Consider the following 15,301-nt stretch of genomic DNA (forward strand, 5'->3'; position numbering starts at 1 on the left):
GGAATTTCTTTAAGTGGACTGGGGGTTCCCGGCCGGCGTTAATGCCTCGGTGAGTTTCATCGGGGCTTTTCGCTTTCTGGGGCGGGATATATTTTTAGTCCCCAGTTTCATATCCTCTACCGGCGTGCGCACTGCCGCCGCTGCAATAGAATTTCTTCACCAGTACCTCAAACGCCCGGTTTATTAAGCACCCGATGTTTTCCCACCCAAGCTCCTCACCAGCGTATCGAACACCAGCCGGATCCGCGGCGGGACCGGGCCGCGCTGCGGGCGGTAGATGTAGATGTCCCACGGGTCGGGCTGCTGTTTTTGCAGCACCGCCACCAGCCGGCCGCTGGCGATGTGTTGGTCAGCCATGAAGCCGGGCAATTGGCCAAAGCCCAGGCCAGCCATGATGGCGTCAAACTCCGCCTCCGAATCGCTGCTCAAAAAGCGCGGATTGACCGGCGAAATATGCTGGCCGCCGGCGAAATACCAAGGCCACGCCCTCCCCGTACTCTGGTCGCGCAAGGAAGTAGTCGGCAGCGCATGTAAGTCCTCGATCCGCTTCGGCTTGCCCTGCTGCGCGATCAGCTGCGGCGTGCCGACCGTGCGAAACGGCGGCGACGCCACCGGCCGCGCGACATAGCGGCTGTCGCGCAGCGAGCCGTAGCGCACGCCGATATCGATGCGCTCATCCACCACATCCGTATGGGTGTCGCTGAACTGCACCTCGAAGCGCAAGCCCGGATACTGCTGGCCGAGCGCAGTCAGCGCCGGCAGCATCAGCCGCCGTCCCAGCGCCACCGGCGCGGTCAGCCGCACCAGCCCGTGCACCTCGGCCTGCGCCTCGTCACTGGCGGCCGGTGGCTGAAACAAGGCGTCCACACGCTGCACGCTGTCGCGCGCCTGCGCCGCCAGCTGCTCGCCATAGGTGGTGATCTGCACGCCACGGGTATTGCGGTGGAATAGCAGCTCGCCCTGCGCCGCCTCCAGGTCCTGCACCGCGCGCGTTACCGCCTGCGGAGAAATCCCCAGCCGGCTGGCGGCTTCCTTGAAGTTGCGCGCTTCCGCCGCCGCCACAAAGATGCGCAGCATTTCCAAACGATTGAGCATGGTCAGAATTCCAAAAAGAGGAATTCTCAAATCATATCATTTCCATTTATTCCCATAGTCAGCCTCCCTATACTTGCTTTCATCAACCAAGCACAAGGAGTCCTGACATGAGCAACAACATCGAAAACAAAGTCGTTGTGATCACCGGCGCCAGCAGCGGCCTGGGCGAAGCCACCGCCCGCCACCTGGCCGCACGTGGCGCCGCCGTGGTGCTGGGTGCGCGCCGCACCGGCAAGCTGGAACTGATCGCCGCCGAGATCCGCGCCGCCGGCGGCAAGGCGGAAGTGCTGTCCACCGACGTCACCGACCAGGCGCAGGTGCAGGCGCTGGTGGACACCGGCGTGCGCATCTACGGCCGCGTGGACGTGCTGATCAACAACGCTGGCCTGATGTCCATCGCGCCAATGGACGAACTCAAGGTGGACGAATGGGAGCGCATGATCGACATCAACGTCAAGGGGGTGCTGTACGGGATTGCTGCCGCGCTGCCGCAGTTCCGCAAGCAGAACAGCGGCCACTTCATCAATATCGCCTCGGTGGCGGGGGTGAAGGTGTTCAGCCCTGGCGGCACGGTGTACAGCGGCACCAAGTTCGCGGTGCGGGCGATTTCGGAAGGCCTGCGGCATGAGGTGGGCGGCAGCATCCGCACCACCACCATCGAGCCGGGCGCGGTCGACTCGGAACTGAAGCTGGGCAGCTCGCACCAGCAGAGCGCCCAGTTCGTGCAGGCGTTCTACCAGAGCGCGATCCCGGCCGAGTCGGTGGCGCGCGCCATCGCCTACGCCATCGAGCAGCCAGCCGATGTCGATATCAACGAAATCGTGCTGCGCCCGACGGTGCAGGAGTTCTAAGCGGCTTTACTTTACTTGCCCGCCACCACAACGCCGCAAGCCAGACGCTTGCCGGCGTTGCCGGTCGGCTGGGTGACCAAGTCGTCCGGGTCGGCGTGGACGATCATGCCGCGCCCGATGATATTGCCCGGCGCACCGTCATCCAGCGAAATCTGGCTGGTCGGCACGCTCAGGCTCAGCTTGGCCTTGCCGCTGGCGTCGGCGGTGATATTGCCGAAGTCGCCGCCGTGGTGGGCCGCATGTTCCGGTCCGCCGTGCTGCTGGCTGGCCGGATTGAAGTGACCGCCGGCGCTGGTGCCGTCCGGCGCGCTGCAATCGCCTTTCTCATGCAGGTGGAAGCCGTGCACGCCCGGCGCCAGGCCGGCGATATCGGCGTCGATCTGCAGCTTGCCATCCTGCTGCTTGAAACGCACCGTGCCCTTGGTGGTGCTGCCGGCGGTCGGTTTCAGTTCCACTTCGGCCGTGGTAACGGCGGCCTGGGCCACGCCAACGGCAAGCAGCGCCAGCAGGCCGGCGATCAAACGATTAGGCAGATTAGGCATCATGTGATTCTCCTGAAAAAATTAACGCGATATCCATTGTCACATTACTACGACCATCGTGCCACACGCTATACAATTTTTTATCATTTGGATATAGTCATTCCGAGGCTGGCGCTCCGCCGTGCCCACTCGACGAGGACTTCCCCATGAAAAAACTGTTCGTAGCCAGCCTGCTCCTTTCCCTGAGCGCTGCCGTCTGCGCGGCCGAACCCACGGCGCAGCAGAACAAGATGAAAACCTGTAATGCAGAAGCCGCCGGCAAGAAAGGCGATGAACGCAAGGCCTTCATGAAGGAATGCCTGAGCGCCAAGCCCGCCGCCAAGCCGACCCAGCAGGACAAGATGAAACAATGTAATGCAGACGCCAGCGGCAAGAAGGGCGACGAGCGCAAGGCCTTCATGAAGGAGTGCCTGAGCAACAAATAGGTCAAAGCAAAAGGTATTTCCGTGGCACATTAATTGCTTAAAGAATACCTTTCGTAATGAAACTATCGTAATGACCAATTACCCCAAAGCTAACGCGGACATATTCCTACCCCACATGCCCGACGTTGCCCGCTGCGAACTCTCGCTGCGGGAATTGAATCAGATGTGGCGACTTATCGAGTCGTCCGCCAAGATGAACTGCCCGGCCGAAGCGCGCTTGCTGCTGCCGGCCATGGTGGCCACCCGCACCGGTTTCGCGCACCTGGAACAGGCGCTGGTGGCCAATCTGGTGCAGGAAAAAGTACGCCATGTGCTGGCCGAACTGGGCACCCAGGCGCGCTATGCGATCGACATCCTGGTGCGCAATCTATTCGAGCGCACCGCCGATGTCGGCTTCCTGGCCACGGACGCCGACCTGTGCCGCTTTGTCGCCGGCCTCGACAGCCTCGACGGCGATGAGGCGCACAGCCAGCAACGCGCCCGCCAGCGCCTGTCCGACTACCGCGACAAATACACCGTCTACGACGAAATCCTGCTGCTCGACCTGGAAGGCCGGGTGCTGGTGCAGGCCGACCCGGCCACACCGGTCAGCGTCAGCCGCGACCCGCTGCTGCAACAGACGCTGGACGCCAGCGGCTACCTGGAAACCTTCCGCGCCACCGACCTGCGTCCCGGCAAGCCGCGCGCGCTGGTGTATTCGCACCGCATGCTGCACCCGGACAGCGGCGAAGCAGTCGGCGTACTATGCCTGTGCTTCAACTTCGAGCAGGAGATGGACGCCATCTTCGCCGCCTACCGCGACCCTGCGCAGCGCGCCAATATGCTGCTGCTGGATGCGCACGACCGTGTGATCAGCAGCGCCGACCCGCTATGGATACCGGCAGGCGTGCGCGTACCGACCAACGCCGACGGCCAGCCGCAGCTGCTGATGTTCGGCGGCCGCGAATACCTGGTGCGCACCTTCAGCTCGGCCGGCTACCAGGGCTACCCCGGCCCGGCCGGCTGGAAGGCGCAGCTGATGATCCCGGTCGAACTGGCGTTCCGCGCCGGCGGCGCCCAATCGCTGGCGGCGGTCGAGCCGGCGCTGATGCAAGGGCTGCTGTCGCACGCGCAGGCGTTCAGCCCGTCGCTGCACGAGCTGATGAGTTCCGTCACCCGCACCACCCGCACCATCGAGCGCATCGTCTGGAACGGCAAAGTCACCAGCGCCGCCAACGACCACAGCAACGCCGACGGCAGCCACAGCGGCGGCGTCAACAAGCTGAACACGGTGCTCGACCAGATCACCGAAACCGGCGAGCGCAGCGACGCGCTGTTCTCGCACTCGATCCAGGATTTGTACCAGACCGTACTGGCGTCCAGCATCAGCGAAGCCGAGCTGACGTCACAGCTGCTGGTCGACATGCTGGACCGCAATCTGTACGAACGCGCCAACGACTGCCGCTGGTGGGCGCTGTCGGCACAGCTGCGGCACGGCCTGGCGTATCCGTCCGACCAGGAAGCGGCCGCGATCGGCCAGGTGCTCAGCTATATCAACAGCCTGTACACCGTGTACGCGCGGCTATTCGTCTACGACCGTGGCGGGCGCATCATCGCCAGCACCGGCGGCGATGACAGCGGCAACATCGTCGGCCAGTACATCAGCGGCGACACGCTGAGCCGGGTGGTGGCGCTGCGCAGCGAGCTGGACCACTATCCGGAAGCCTTCGGCCCATCGGCCTTCTACGGCGGCGAAGCCACCTATATCTACCACGCCGCGATCCGCCATCCGGAACACAGCGGCAATGTGGTGGGCGGCATCGGCATCGTATTCGACGCCCGTCCCGAGCTGCTGAACATGCTGCACAGCGGCGTGGCCGGCCGCGCCAATATGCGCGCCTACTTCGTCACGCCGGAAGGCCGGGTGCTGTCCAGCAGCGAGGCCGATTGCGCGCCGGGATCGTTGCTGGAGCTGGACGCCGGCCTGCTGGCGCAAGCGCATGCCGCAGCGGATGGCGGCAGCGTCTCGCGCATCATGCAGCACGACGGCCAGTATGTGATCGCCGCCTGCACCCGTGCCGCCGGCTACCGCGAATTCCGCGCCCATGCTGAAGGGGGCGACAGCGCCGAACAGCCGGTGCTGGCGGTGCTGCTGCAAGCCTTCGGCCCGCTGCGCAACGGCGCAGAATTTCCAGCACAGGCGGCGGTGCGCATCGAGCGCCTGCGCGACAGCGGCCCCGACTTCGCCATCTTCTACGCCGGCCGCACGCTGATGGCGCTGCGTGCGGCGCAGATCCAGGAGGCGGTGCCGTTCGCCAAAGTGCAGCGCACCGCCAGCAACGGCGGCCCCGGCACGGCCGCAGCGGCGCGCATCGGCATGCTGGACGTGCCGCTGTCCGGCGGCCGGCAGCACTTCGTGTGGGTGTTCGACCTGGCGCTGCTGGTCAGCGGCAGGCCCGGCGCACCCACCGACAACAGCCAGGTGATGCTGGTGCACAGCGGCGCCACGGTGATCGGCCTGCTGGTCGACGACCTGCATTCGGTGCAGCAGTTCGACCTGGCCGACATGACCGAGTCGCCGCTGGTGGCGGGCGACGCTGCGCTGGCGCCGCGCCTGATCAAGGCCAACCAGGGCAATCTGCTGATCCAGGAAATCGACATCGAGCGGCTGTTCGCGCGGCTGCGGGCGTAGCCTTAGCGCAACACAGCCCCGGATTTTTGCAGTTCGTCGCAAACTTGTCGGCGCAGGCAAGCAAGTTCAGTAAAATCAATCTGTCGATTTTGCTCATCTTAAGGAATTATCATGCGCCGTACCGCTGCCGCCGTTCTGCTCCCTGCCCTGCTCCCCTGCCTGCTGGCGTTCAGCGCCAGCGCGCAGGCGGCCGAATCCACCCGCACGCTGCCATCGTTCATCGCCATCAACGCCAAGGGCGCGTTCGCCATGACCGTCGAGGTGGGCAAGGCGCAGTCGGTGCAAGTCAGCGGCGAAGACAAGTTCGTCAGCAACCTCAAGACCGAGGTGATTGACAACGAACTGCAAATCACGCTGCCGGAAAAAGTCTACAAGGGCACGCTGAAAGACCCGCGCATCACCATCACCGTGCCGTCGCTGAGCCGGGTCAAGGTGGAAGGCGCGGGCGAAACGCTGCTCAACAAAATCAATACCGAGCGCATCGACATCAGCTACCTGGGCGCCGGCCGGCTGGCCGCCAACGGCAAGGTCAAATACCTGCGCCTGAACGCGCGCGGCGTGGGTGAAGTCGACACCAGCAAGCTGCTGTCCGAGCGGGTCGACGTCAATTTCGAAGGCGTCGGCAATGTCAGCGTCTACGCCACCGAGCTGCTGAACGCGGTCGCCAAAGGCATCGGCGGCCTGACCTACTACGGCCATCCGAAGACCGTCAACAAGTCGGTGACCGGCATCGGCAACGTCAAGGCCGGCGACTAATTGCCACGGTGACACACGATGCGTTTGCGGGTACTATCAGTTCAATAAGTTAAGCAAGTTTAACCAAACGCAACGCATCCGGAGACCGCCCCTTGCCTGTGGCGAACGACATAGCGCACTGGCGCGCGCAAATCTTTGCCAGGCTGCTGCTGGTAGTGTTTCTGCTTGGCCTGCTGACCGCCGTGCCGAGCGCGCTGCTGGCGGCCAGCGAGGGCATGTGGTCGATCGCCATCATCGACACGGCGGCGCTGGTGTGGGTCGGCGTGATCTGGCGCTGGCGCCGGCTGAGCTACACCGCGCGCGTGCTGAACTTCCTGGTGGTCGCCTTCGTGGTCGGTATTGCGCTGCTGCTGAAGGTCGGACCGGTCAGCCAGATCTATTTGCTGGCGGTGCCGGTGCTGGCGGCGCTGCTGCTCGGGCTGCGCCCGGCGCTGTGGACGCTGGGGCTGGCCGGGCTGTCGGTGATGCTGCTGGGCTTCCAGGACAACGCCAATATGCACCTGGACGGCCTGCCCGACTATGCCTTTTTGCGCGCCGCCATCATCTCGATCAATTTCATGTTCATGACAGCGGTGCTGACGCTGTCCTGCGCGGTGCTGCTGCAGCACCTGGAAGGCTCGTTCGACAAGCTGTCCGAGCTGAACGCCGAACTGCGCCTGACCTCGGCCGCCGTGGCGCGCCTGAACGACATGGTGCTGATCGCCGACACCGCGCAGCAGATCATCTTCGTCAACCAGGCGTTCGAGCGGCGCACCGGCTACCGCCGCGAGGAAGTCCTGGGCCGCAACCTGCGGCTGCTGCGCGGCCCGGACACCGAGCAGGCGGTGATCGACGACATCGAACTGGCGATCGCCGCCAACCGCGCGGTGCGCGCCGAACTGCTGAACTACACCAAGGCCGGCGACAGCTACTGGGTCGAAACCGAGCTGGTGCCGCTGGCCGACGAACACGGCGTCAACACCCACTGGGTGGCGGTCGAGCGCGACATCACCGAGCGCAAGAAATCGCAGGACGACATCCACCGGCTGGCCTTCTACGACGTGCTCACCGGCCTGCCTAACCGCCGCCTGCTGATGGACCGCATCGACAAGCTGCTGGCCAGCTCCGAGCGCGGCGCCACCTACAGCGCGGTGATGTTCATCGACCTGGACCGCTTCAAGACCATCAACGACGCGCGCGGCCACGCCATCGGCGACGCCTTGCTGCGCAGCGCCGCCGAACGCCTGAGCCAGCTGATGCGCAAGGCCGACACGGTGGCGCGCATCGGCGGCGACGAATTCGTGGTGCTGCTTGGCCACCTGGCGCCGGAGCTGCACCACGCCACCCACGCGGCGCTGAACGTGGCGGAAAAAATCCGCGCCGCGATCGGCCAGGACATCGAGATCGAAGGCCAGACCTACAACTCCACCGCCAGCATCGGCGTGACCATGCTGCCGCGCGCCGGCGCGCCGGGCCACAGCGCGCAAGACCTGCTGCGCGAAGCCGACACCGCCATGTACCGCGCCAAATCGCAGGGCCGCAACGGCATCGCCTTCTTCGAAGCGGCCATGCAGGCCGAGCTGGAACGGCGGCTGACGCTGGAACGCGACCTGGCCGCCGCGCTGGCCGGCGAACAATTACAGATGCACATCCAGGCGCAGGTCGACCGCCACGGCCGCACCGTCGGCGGCGAGCTGCTGATGCGCTGGCCGCTGCCGGACGGCGGCATGGTGCCGCCGGGCGTGTTCATCCCGGTGGCCGAGGAATCCGGACTGATCGTCGCGCTGGGCAACTGGGCGCTGCGCCAGGCCTGCGCAGCAGTACTGGAATTACAGGCAGCCGGGCTGTCGATGCCGCTGTCGGTCAACGTCAGCCCGACGCAATTCCGCCAGGCCGACTTTGTCGACCAGGTGCGCCAGGCGCTGGCCGCCAGCGGCGCGCCGGCGCAGCTGCTGGTGCTGGAAGTGACCGAAGGCCTGCTGATCGACAAGATGGACGACACCATCGCCCGCATGCACCAGCTCAGCGCGATGGGCTTGCGCTTCTCGATCGACGATTTCGGCACCGGCTATTCCAGCCTGGCCTACTTGAAGAAAATGCCGCTGTACGAGCTGAAGATCGACCGCAGCTTCATCATGGACACGCCGCACGACGCCAACAGCACGGCGCTGGTGCAAACGATCCTGGCGATGGCCGGCCACCTCGGCCTGCGGGTGGTGGCGGAAGGCGTGGAGACGCAGCAGCAGGCCGACTTCCTGATCGCCCACGACTGCGCCTGCATGCAAGGCTATCTGTACGCGCGGCCGATGCCGCTGGCCGCGCTGATTACCCGCCTTAGTTCAACTTAGTTCAATACAGTAACGCGCTTGCCGCTGACATTGCGCTGCGCCGGATTGCCGTACACGGTGACGCCGCCGGAGCCGTTGGCGTAAGCCACCAGCGCCTGGGTGACGGTGGCGGAAATGCCGCCCGAGCCATTGCTGCTCAGGTCGGCGGTGGCGCTGGTCAGGCCGGCCAGGTCGGCGCTGCCGGAACCATTCAGGCGCACCGTGGTCGCGCGCACATTGCCGCTGGCGCGGGCGCCGCCGGAGCCGCGCAGGTCCAGGCTCAGCTGATCACCATTGACGCGGCCCAGATCCAGCCGGCCGGAGCCGTTCAAACGGGCGCTGGCCGAGCCGCTTTCCAGCGCGATGGCGTTCAGGCCGCCGGAACCGTTCAGGCGCGCGTCCAGCCGCGACACCGTACCCGACAGGTGCACCGCGCGCGAACCGTTGAGCGCCAATTCCAGCGGTGCGCCATTCAGGCCGCTGACGTTCAGCGTGCCCGAGCCGTTGGCGGCGATATGCCGCAGCACCGGCGTGGTGTAGGTCAGGCGCAGCGGATGGCTGGTGCGCACATTGCCTTCGATCCAGACCCGCAGCGTGCCGCCGCTGGCGTCGGTACGCACCAGCGGCAGCAGATTGCTGTCGCCCTCCAGCTGCAGCGCGGCCTCCTGGCCAACCCGCACCTCGACCATCAGCGGGCCGTTGACATCGAGGCCGTCCAGCGCCGCGACCTGGCGGTTTTCCACGACGTTCTTGCCGTCGCCCTGCACCGCGTTGCCGAACGAGGAGCGATAAGAGACATTGCCGTCGCCGTCCGGCACGACAATGACGGCGCAGCCGGCCAGGATAGAAAGTGCGGCAAGGGCGATGAGGGTGCGGCGCATGATGGTTATCCTTGAAATAGTGATGTTGCCACTATAGCCAGCCATCGCGCCAGCCACCCGGCCTATGCGACAAACGGTCAAAAAGCGGGGGTGAAATGCCGAAACGACGGTGCTACCATAGCGTAATGAACACTTCCGACCTGCACGACCTGCGCGACCGCACGCGCCAATTTGCCCGCGAGCGCGACTGGGCCCGCTTCCACACGCCGAAAAACCTGGCCATGGCCTTGTCGGTGGAAGTGGCAGAAGTGGCTGAGCATTTCCAATGGCTGCAAAGCGGCACCGGCGACGAGCTGGACGCCGCCGGCCGCGCCGCCGTGCGCCATGAGCTGGCCGACGTGCTGCTCTACCTGGTGCAGCTGGCCGACAAGCTGGAGGTCGACCTGCACGCCGCCGCCGTTGAAAAAATGGGACTGAACGCGCTCAAATACCCGCCCAATGCCGCGCGCGACCTGGCTGGCCAGCCCAGCAGCGACTGAGCCGGCCTCAGATGTTGTAGCCGCCGGCGACCTCGATGGTCTGGGCGTTGATCCAGCCGCTGTCCCCGCCCAGCAAGCCGGCAATGACGCGCGCCACATCCTCCGGCTCGCCGACGCGGCCCAGCGCCGTCTGCCCCGCCAGCAGCGTTTCAAATTCCGCGCTCAGGCCGCCGCCCAGTTCGGTGCGGATGGCGCCCGGCGACACCGCATTGGCGCGGATGCCGCGTTCACCGAACTCCTTGGCCATATAGCGCGTCAGCACCTCCAGCCCGCCCTTGAAGGCGGCGTACGGCGCCACGCCGGCGGTGGCTACGCGGGTGGTGGCGCTGGTCAGGTTGACGATGCCGGCGCCGGCGCGCAGCAGCGGCAGCAGCGCTTGCGTCAGGAAGAATGGGCCTTTCAGGTGGACGCGCATCAGGCCGTCGAATTCCGCCTCGCTGACCTCGGAGATTGGCTGATAGCCGCCGTAGCCGGCGTTGTTGACCAGCCCGGCGAGCTGGGTCGCGCCCCACACCTCGGCCAGCGTGCGCACGACGGCGCCGCGGAAGCCGGCGAAGCTGGCGCTGTCGCCCACATCCAGCGGCAGCGCCGCCGCCTTGCCGCCGGCGGAGGCGATCTGGCGCACCACCTCGGCGGCTTGCTCAGCCTGGCGCTGGTACGTCAGGATGACGCCCATGCTGCGGCGCGCGCATTCCAGTGCGGCGCTGGCGCCGATGCCACGGCTGCCGCCGGTGATGAGGACGATGTTCATAAAGGCTCCGATCAGTGATTAAGTAGAGCTTGCATGGTAGGCAAACAGGCGCGCGCGGTCTTGCCGTTTCATGGCGCAATCCTGCCTATTCCTGCTTTTCGCTTGCCGGAGACGGAAAACTGCGGTGTAATCGGCCGATGGAAAATCAGCTCAATGAATTGCGCGCGCTGGCCGCGCATGCCGAAAATCGCCGCACCGAAACCGGCATACCGCGTGTGGCCATGGTGCGCGGTGCGATCCCGCTGCATCAGCTGGCGGCGCTGTACGATCCGATGATCAACCTGATTCTGCAAGGCGGAAAATCGATGACGGTCGGCGGCCAGACCTTGCACTACGACCCCGCCACTTACTTCGTGATGTCGGTGGACCTGCCGGCGGCAGGCGTGGTCGAAGCGGCGGCGAATGGCGAGCCATATCTGGCGATCAGCCTGACGCTGGACGCAGGCATCGTCGCCAACCTGCTGGCCGACCTGCCCGATCCTGCCGCCCATCCGGGTCGGGCTGGGCAAGCCGCCGCGGTCGCGCAGCGGGAACGCGCCAGGCAGCGCGAGCAGGCGTTCGCGGTGGCGGCGGTCACGCCAGAGCTGCTGGACGCGTGGCTGCGCATGTTGCGCCTGATGCGCCAGCCGGCCGACATCGCGGCGCTGGCGCCCACCTACGAGCGCGAAATCCTCTACCGCGTGCTGCAAGGCCCGATGGGCTGGATGCTGCGCGACATCGCCCTGCCCGATTCAGCGCTGGCGCGCGTCAACCTGGCGATACAGCAGATCCGCCGCGACTACGCACAACCGCTGCGGGTGGAACAGCTGGCTGACAGCGCGGCGATGAGCGTGTCGGCCTTCCATCGCCACTTCAAGTCGGTGACGGCGCTCAGTCCGGTGCAATACCAGAAGCAGATCCGCTTGCTCAGCGCGCGCACGCTGCTGGTGGCCGGCGGCTGCAGCGTCACCGCCGCCGCGCACCAGGTCGGCTACCAGAGCGCCACCCAGTTCAGCCGCGAATACGCCCGCGCCTTCGGCCAGGCTCCCGGCCGCGACGCCAGCCGCATCACCAGCACGCTGCGCCGCTAGCCAGAAGGCAAAGGCAGGCACGGGGGATGCTCAGGCTAGCGGCGCTGCAGCGCCTTTTGGATTTGCGCGTAGACCAGCGGCCACGAAGGCGAGCTGGCGGCGACTTCGTCGTAGTGGCTGCCGCCGGGCAGCATCAGTACTTCGGCGCTGTCGCCGGCCGCCTGGGCGCGGCGCGCGTAGTCCTGGCCGACCCGCAGCGGCGAGATGTCGTCATGCTCGCCATGAATCAGCACCGTGCGCACGCCAGCCGGCAGCATCTCGGCCGGCGAAGTATCGCTGAAAATATCGGGACGCGTAGCGCTGGCCACACCCGCCAATTGCGCCATGTCGCGGTCGCAGCTGGACTTGATCAGCGCCTGCTCGTTGCGCAGATCAGCCAATCCGCCCAGGCTGATCACCACCGGCACCGGCAGCGGATCGGCCACATACAAGGGACTGCTGCGCGGCAGCCGCACACGTGAACCGGCCCACTGCGCCAGATGGCCGCCTGCCGAATGGCCGACCAGCACCACCCGCGACAAATCCAGCTGATGCTGCGGCGCCAGCACACGCAGTCGGTCCATGGCCGTCGCCACATCCTGATACATGCCGGGATAGCCGCCGCCCTCCTCATCATAACGGCGATACTCGACATTCCAAACCGCCACGCCCTGACCGGCCAGCACGCCAGCCATATTGCGCATCTGCGTGATGCCGCCGAACGCCTTGGTCCAGCAGCCGCCGTGAATAATCACCGCCACCGGAAACGGCCCCGCGCCAGCCGGCACGAACAACTCGGCGAACTGCGACGGCGCTGCACCATACGCAACGTGCTGCGTCGGCGCCGGCCCGTTCAGCGCCAGGTAGTCCTGCAAAGTCATCGGTGCCGCCGCCGCGCCGCCCACCGCACCGGCGGTAGCAGCCGCCATCAGCACCCGGCTCATTCTGTTCAACATACGCGCGCTCCCTCAACGTGAGCCGCCATGCTACACGAAAAAAAAAAGGCCGCCCCGAAGGACGGCCCGAAAGAACTAAGCCCCCGCTTAGAATTTGTAGTTGGCGCGCGCGTAGTAGTAGCCGCCGTTGATACCGAACGGCGAGAACGTCGCCAGCACATGCACCGCCGCGTTGTCGCCAGCGGCGCGCTGGTCAGCCAACAGCGCCGGATTCACGCCATCCGGATACTTGTTGAACAGATTGTTCGCACCCACCGCCACCGACCAGGCATTGCTGATCTTGTAGCCGACTTCCAGATCGGTGATCGCGGTCGCCTTGATCTCGGTCTTGTGATACACCGAGCCATCCTCGCTGCCCCACTCCGACGACTTGCCGTAAATCGCCTCGCGCAGATTGACGGTCCAGTTACCGATCTTCCACAGCGCGCCCAGATTGGCGCGCATGCGCGGCGACGCGGTCTCCAGGTCCGAGATCGCAGTCTTGTCCAGCAGCGTCTGCGGCAACAACTGCGACGGCGCCTGATTGATCTTGGTGACCTCGACCTTGTTGTAGTTGGCGGCGATCGACCAGTCCACCTTGCCGGCGCTGCCGTAGTTGGAATTAATCGTCGTCACGAACTCCAGCCCACGGCTGCGGGTATTGACCGCATTGGAGAAGATGTTGATACCGGTCTGGCTGACCGTACTATCCAGCACATTGCCATTGGCCTTGATCGCCGCGATCACCGCCGGCGAATTTACCGCACCGCCGGAACCATACAGCGCGCCCGAACCGACAATGCGGTCGCGGATCTTGATCTGGTACACGTCCAGCGTCATCTGCACATTCGACGCAGGATTCAGCACCATCCCCAGGCTGATATTGGTCGAACGCTCAGGCTTCAGGCCATCCACGCCCACCAGCTTGGCGCCGGCCGAATTCGGCGCCAGCTGCACGAAGGCCGACGTCGGGCCGACGTTGGTGGCCGAGTAGTAGGACTCGGCCAGCGTCGGCGCACGGAAGCCATTGGAGAATGTGCCGCGCAACGCCGCCGCTGGCGAGAAGTCGTAGCGGCTGGTGATCTTGCCTACCTTGGCATTGCCGAAGTCGCTGAAATGCTCATAGCGGCCGGCCAGGTCGACGGTCAGATCGGTGATCGGATTGCCGGCAAAGTCGATATACGCCGCCTGATTGGTGCGGCGATGGCTGCCCGCGTCGGTCAGCGAGAAGCCAGGATACGACTGCGAACCTTCCTTGTAGCGCGACGCCGGATCACCGGCCTGGATCTCGTACTTATCGATGCGGTGCTCGGCGCCGGCAGCGATGTTCAGCGGCTTGGCCCAGCCAATATCGAACTCCTTGCCCGCTTCCAGCGTGGTGGTCAGCTGGCTGGCGATGAAGGTGCCAGCCTTGAACACGGTCGGCGTATAGCCGGTGTCGTTGAACAGCGAAACGTTGCCCGAATCCTCAACGCCGATACGCGACTTGTCGCGGCCGTAGGTCGAGCTCAGATCGACATTCCAGCCGGCCAGCTTGCTCTTCACGCCCACGGTCAGCGCAGTATCTTCCTCGCGGATGGTTTCCTTCGGCGAGAAGCCGGTCGGATAAATCTTCGGCAGGCGGCTCGGCAAACGGTAATTCTCGAACGCGCGCGCTTCCTTGCGGCCGGCAGTGGCAATCGCGTACAGCTGGCTGTCCGGCGAGAAGTCCCAGCCGAAGTTGGCGGCGAAGATGTTCAGGTGATACTGCGCGTCGCCGGAAATGCGGTTGACGTGCGGGTAGCCCGGCTCCTGGAACATGCCCGGATACGCCGCCATATTGGCCGGATTGATCACGCGCGGATCGATGCCGCCACGGTCGCTATAGCCGTGGTATTTGGACTCGGCGGTCAGGCTCAGGAAAGCATCGCTGAACGGCTCGACGCCGATATTCGCCGAACCGTCCAGCGTGCGGCCGCCGCCGTCGACATAGCCGCCGCCATTGACGCTGGCGGTGCCGCCGTGGGTATTCGATTTGAGGATGATGTTGACCACGCCGGCAATCGCGTCCGAACCATACTGCGCCGCCGCGCCGTCCTGCAGCACCTCGATATGGTCGATGGCCGCCACCGGAATGAAGTTCAGGTCAGCTGCCGCGCCGCCCTGGTATGGTCCGCCCAGCACCGCCAGATTCGAGGTGCCATGGCGGCGCTTGCCGTTGATCAGCACCAGCGTGTTGTTCGGACTCAAACCGCGCAGCCGCGCCGACAGCGTCAGGTTGGCGGTGTCGCCGCCAAAGGCCTGCGCGGTGAAGGACGGCAGATTCTGTGCCAGCGCCTGGATCAGGTCAGGTTGCCCGGTGCGCTGCAGCGAGGCCGAATCCAGCACCTGAATCGGCGAGGCGCTGTTTTCAACTTTGAGGCCGCTGGTCCGCGTCCCCGTCACGATCACCGCTCCCACGTTGGGCGTGACTACTGGATCTGCCGCCGCCGCTGCATCATCATCAGCGAAAGCGCCAAATGCCAGCGTGGACAACACGGCTGCAACGCCGATCTTGAGTGTGGCCTTATGCATATTTTAA

At 65.3% G+C, this 15,301-nt stretch carries 13 protein-coding genes; 7 read left to right on the plus strand and 6 right to left on the minus strand.

Annotation, left to right across the window (positions count from 1 at the left end; translation table 11 throughout):
* Positions 1–183: 183 nt before the first annotated feature.
* A complete protein-coding gene (locus KW842_RS21440) occupies positions 184–1,095 on the minus strand; it encodes a LysR family transcriptional regulator (RefSeq protein WP_218306161.1) in 912 nt (303 codons plus the stop codon).
* 107 nt (positions 1,096–1,202) lie between these two features.
* On the opposite strand from KW842_RS21440, the gene KW842_RS21445 reads away from it, so the two are divergent.
* Complete coding sequence (locus tag KW842_RS21445; RefSeq protein ID WP_218306162.1) at positions 1,203–1,946, plus strand: SDR family oxidoreductase; 744 nt, start codon at positions 1,203–1,205, stop codon at positions 1,944–1,946.
* Positions 1,947–1,957: 11 nt separating this feature from the next.
* Here the strand turns inward: KW842_RS21445 and KW842_RS21450 are convergent, their stop codons facing one another.
* Complete coding sequence (locus KW842_RS21450) at positions 1,958–2,491, minus strand: superoxide dismutase family protein (protein WP_229223832.1); 534 nt, start codon at positions 2,489–2,491, stop codon at positions 1,958–1,960.
* Between the two features lie 143 nt (positions 2,492–2,634).
* On the opposite strand from KW842_RS21450, the gene KW842_RS21455 reads away from it, so the two are divergent.
* The 4 genes from KW842_RS21455 (at position 2,635) to KW842_RS21470 (ending at position 8,667) form a co-directional block, all read left to right on the plus strand.
* Complete coding sequence (locus KW842_RS21455) at positions 2,635–2,913, plus strand: PsiF family protein (protein ID WP_218306163.1); 279 nt, start codon at positions 2,635–2,637, stop codon at positions 2,911–2,913.
* A 70-nt stretch (positions 2,914–2,983) separates the two neighbouring features.
* Positions 2,984–5,584 (plus strand): chemotaxis protein CheW, encoded by a 2,601-nt coding sequence (locus KW842_RS21460; protein WP_373925218.1) that lies wholly within the window; start codon positions 2,984–2,986, stop codon positions 5,582–5,584.
* Between the two features lie 111 nt (positions 5,585–5,695).
* A complete protein-coding gene (locus KW842_RS21465; RefSeq protein ID WP_218306164.1) occupies positions 5,696–6,340 on the plus strand; it encodes a GIN domain-containing protein in 645 nt (214 codons plus the stop codon).
* Between the two features lie 98 nt (positions 6,341–6,438).
* On the plus strand, positions 6,439–8,667 hold the full coding sequence (locus tag KW842_RS21470; RefSeq protein ID WP_373925219.1) for a putative bifunctional diguanylate cyclase/phosphodiesterase: 2,229 nt from the start codon (positions 6,439–6,441) through the stop codon (positions 8,665–8,667).
* Here the strand turns inward: KW842_RS21470 and KW842_RS21475 are convergent.
* On the minus strand, positions 8,664–9,527 hold the full coding sequence (locus KW842_RS21475; protein ID WP_218306166.1) for a head GIN domain-containing protein: 864 nt from the start codon (positions 9,525–9,527) through the stop codon (positions 8,664–8,666). The two genes, KW842_RS21470 and KW842_RS21475, sit on opposite strands and share 4 nt — an antisense overlap.
* 125 nt (positions 9,528–9,652) lie before the next feature.
* On the opposite strand from KW842_RS21475, the gene KW842_RS21480 reads away from it, so the two are divergent.
* On the plus strand, positions 9,653–10,006 hold the full coding sequence (locus KW842_RS21480) for a nucleotide pyrophosphohydrolase (protein ID WP_218306167.1): 354 nt from the start codon (positions 9,653–9,655) through the stop codon (positions 10,004–10,006).
* A 7-nt stretch (positions 10,007–10,013) separates the two neighbouring features.
* Here KW842_RS21480 and KW842_RS21485 read toward each other — a convergent pair whose 3' ends face one another.
* On the minus strand, positions 10,014–10,757 hold the full coding sequence (locus KW842_RS21485; protein ID WP_218306168.1) for an SDR family NAD(P)-dependent oxidoreductase: 744 nt from the start codon (positions 10,755–10,757) through the stop codon (positions 10,014–10,016).
* A gap of 137 nt (positions 10,758–10,894) precedes the next feature.
* Between KW842_RS21485 and KW842_RS21490 the strand changes: the two genes are divergently transcribed.
* On the plus strand, positions 10,895–11,827 hold the full coding sequence (locus tag KW842_RS21490; RefSeq protein ID WP_218306169.1) for an AraC family transcriptional regulator: 933 nt from the start codon (positions 10,895–10,897) through the stop codon (positions 11,825–11,827).
* Positions 11,828–11,862: 35 nt separating this feature from the next.
* Here the strand turns inward: KW842_RS21490 and KW842_RS21495 are convergent, their stop codons facing one another.
* Together KW842_RS21495 and KW842_RS21500 are read right to left on the minus strand one after the other, a co-directional pair.
* Entirely contained in the window at positions 11,863–12,762 is a 900-nt protein-coding gene (locus KW842_RS21495) for an alpha/beta hydrolase (RefSeq protein ID WP_218306170.1), read from the minus strand.
* Between the two features lie 87 nt (positions 12,763–12,849).
* Positions 12,850–15,294 carry a TonB-dependent siderophore receptor gene (locus tag KW842_RS21500; protein WP_218306171.1) on the minus strand — a complete coding sequence of 815 codons (2,445 nt, stop codon included), beginning with the start codon at positions 15,292–15,294 and terminating at the stop codon, positions 12,850–12,852.
* Between the last annotated feature and the right edge of the window lie 7 nt (positions 15,295–15,301).

This window comes from Duganella sp. sic0402 (genome assembly GCF_019219065.1).
Taxonomy (GTDB): Bacteria; Pseudomonadota; Gammaproteobacteria; order Burkholderiales; family Burkholderiaceae_D; genus Rugamonas.

Bases quoted from the DNA above. Each gene is read 5' to 3' on its own strand.
- KW842_RS21440 (WP_218306161.1), bottom strand. From the start codon at position 1,095: ATGCTCAATCGTTTGGAAATGCTGCGCATCTTTGTGGCGGCGGCGGAA.
- KW842_RS21445 (WP_218306162.1), top strand. From the start codon at position 1,203: ATGAGCAACAACATCGAAAACAAAGTCGTTGTGATCACCGGCGCCAGC.
- KW842_RS21450 (WP_229223832.1), bottom strand. From the start codon at position 2,491: ATGATGCCTAATCTGCCTAATCGTTTGATCGCCGGCCTGCTGGCGCTG.
- KW842_RS21455 (WP_218306163.1), top strand. From the start codon at position 2,635: ATGAAAAAACTGTTCGTAGCCAGCCTGCTCCTTTCCCTGAGCGCTGCC.
- KW842_RS21460 (WP_373925218.1), top strand. From the start codon at position 2,984: ATGACCAATTACCCCAAAGCTAACGCGGACATATTCCTACCCCACATG.
- KW842_RS21465 (WP_218306164.1), top strand. From the start codon at position 5,696: ATGCGCCGTACCGCTGCCGCCGTTCTGCTCCCTGCCCTGCTCCCCTGC.
- KW842_RS21475 (WP_218306166.1), bottom strand. From the start codon at position 9,527: ATGCGCCGCACCCTCATCGCCCTTGCCGCACTTTCTATCCTGGCCGGC.
- KW842_RS21480 (WP_218306167.1), top strand. From the start codon at position 9,653: ATGAACACTTCCGACCTGCACGACCTGCGCGACCGCACGCGCCAATTT.
- KW842_RS21485 (WP_218306168.1), bottom strand. From the start codon at position 10,757: ATGAACATCGTCCTCATCACCGGCGGCAGCCGTGGCATCGGCGCCAGC.
- KW842_RS21490 (WP_218306169.1), top strand. From the start codon at position 10,895: ATGGAAAATCAGCTCAATGAATTGCGCGCGCTGGCCGCGCATGCCGAA.
- KW842_RS21495 (WP_218306170.1), bottom strand. From the start codon at position 12,762: ATGTTGAACAGAATGAGCCGGGTGCTGATGGCGGCTGCTACCGCCGGT.
- KW842_RS21500 (WP_218306171.1), bottom strand. From the start codon at position 15,294: ATGCATAAGGCCACACTCAAGATCGGCGTTGCAGCCGTGTTGTCCACG.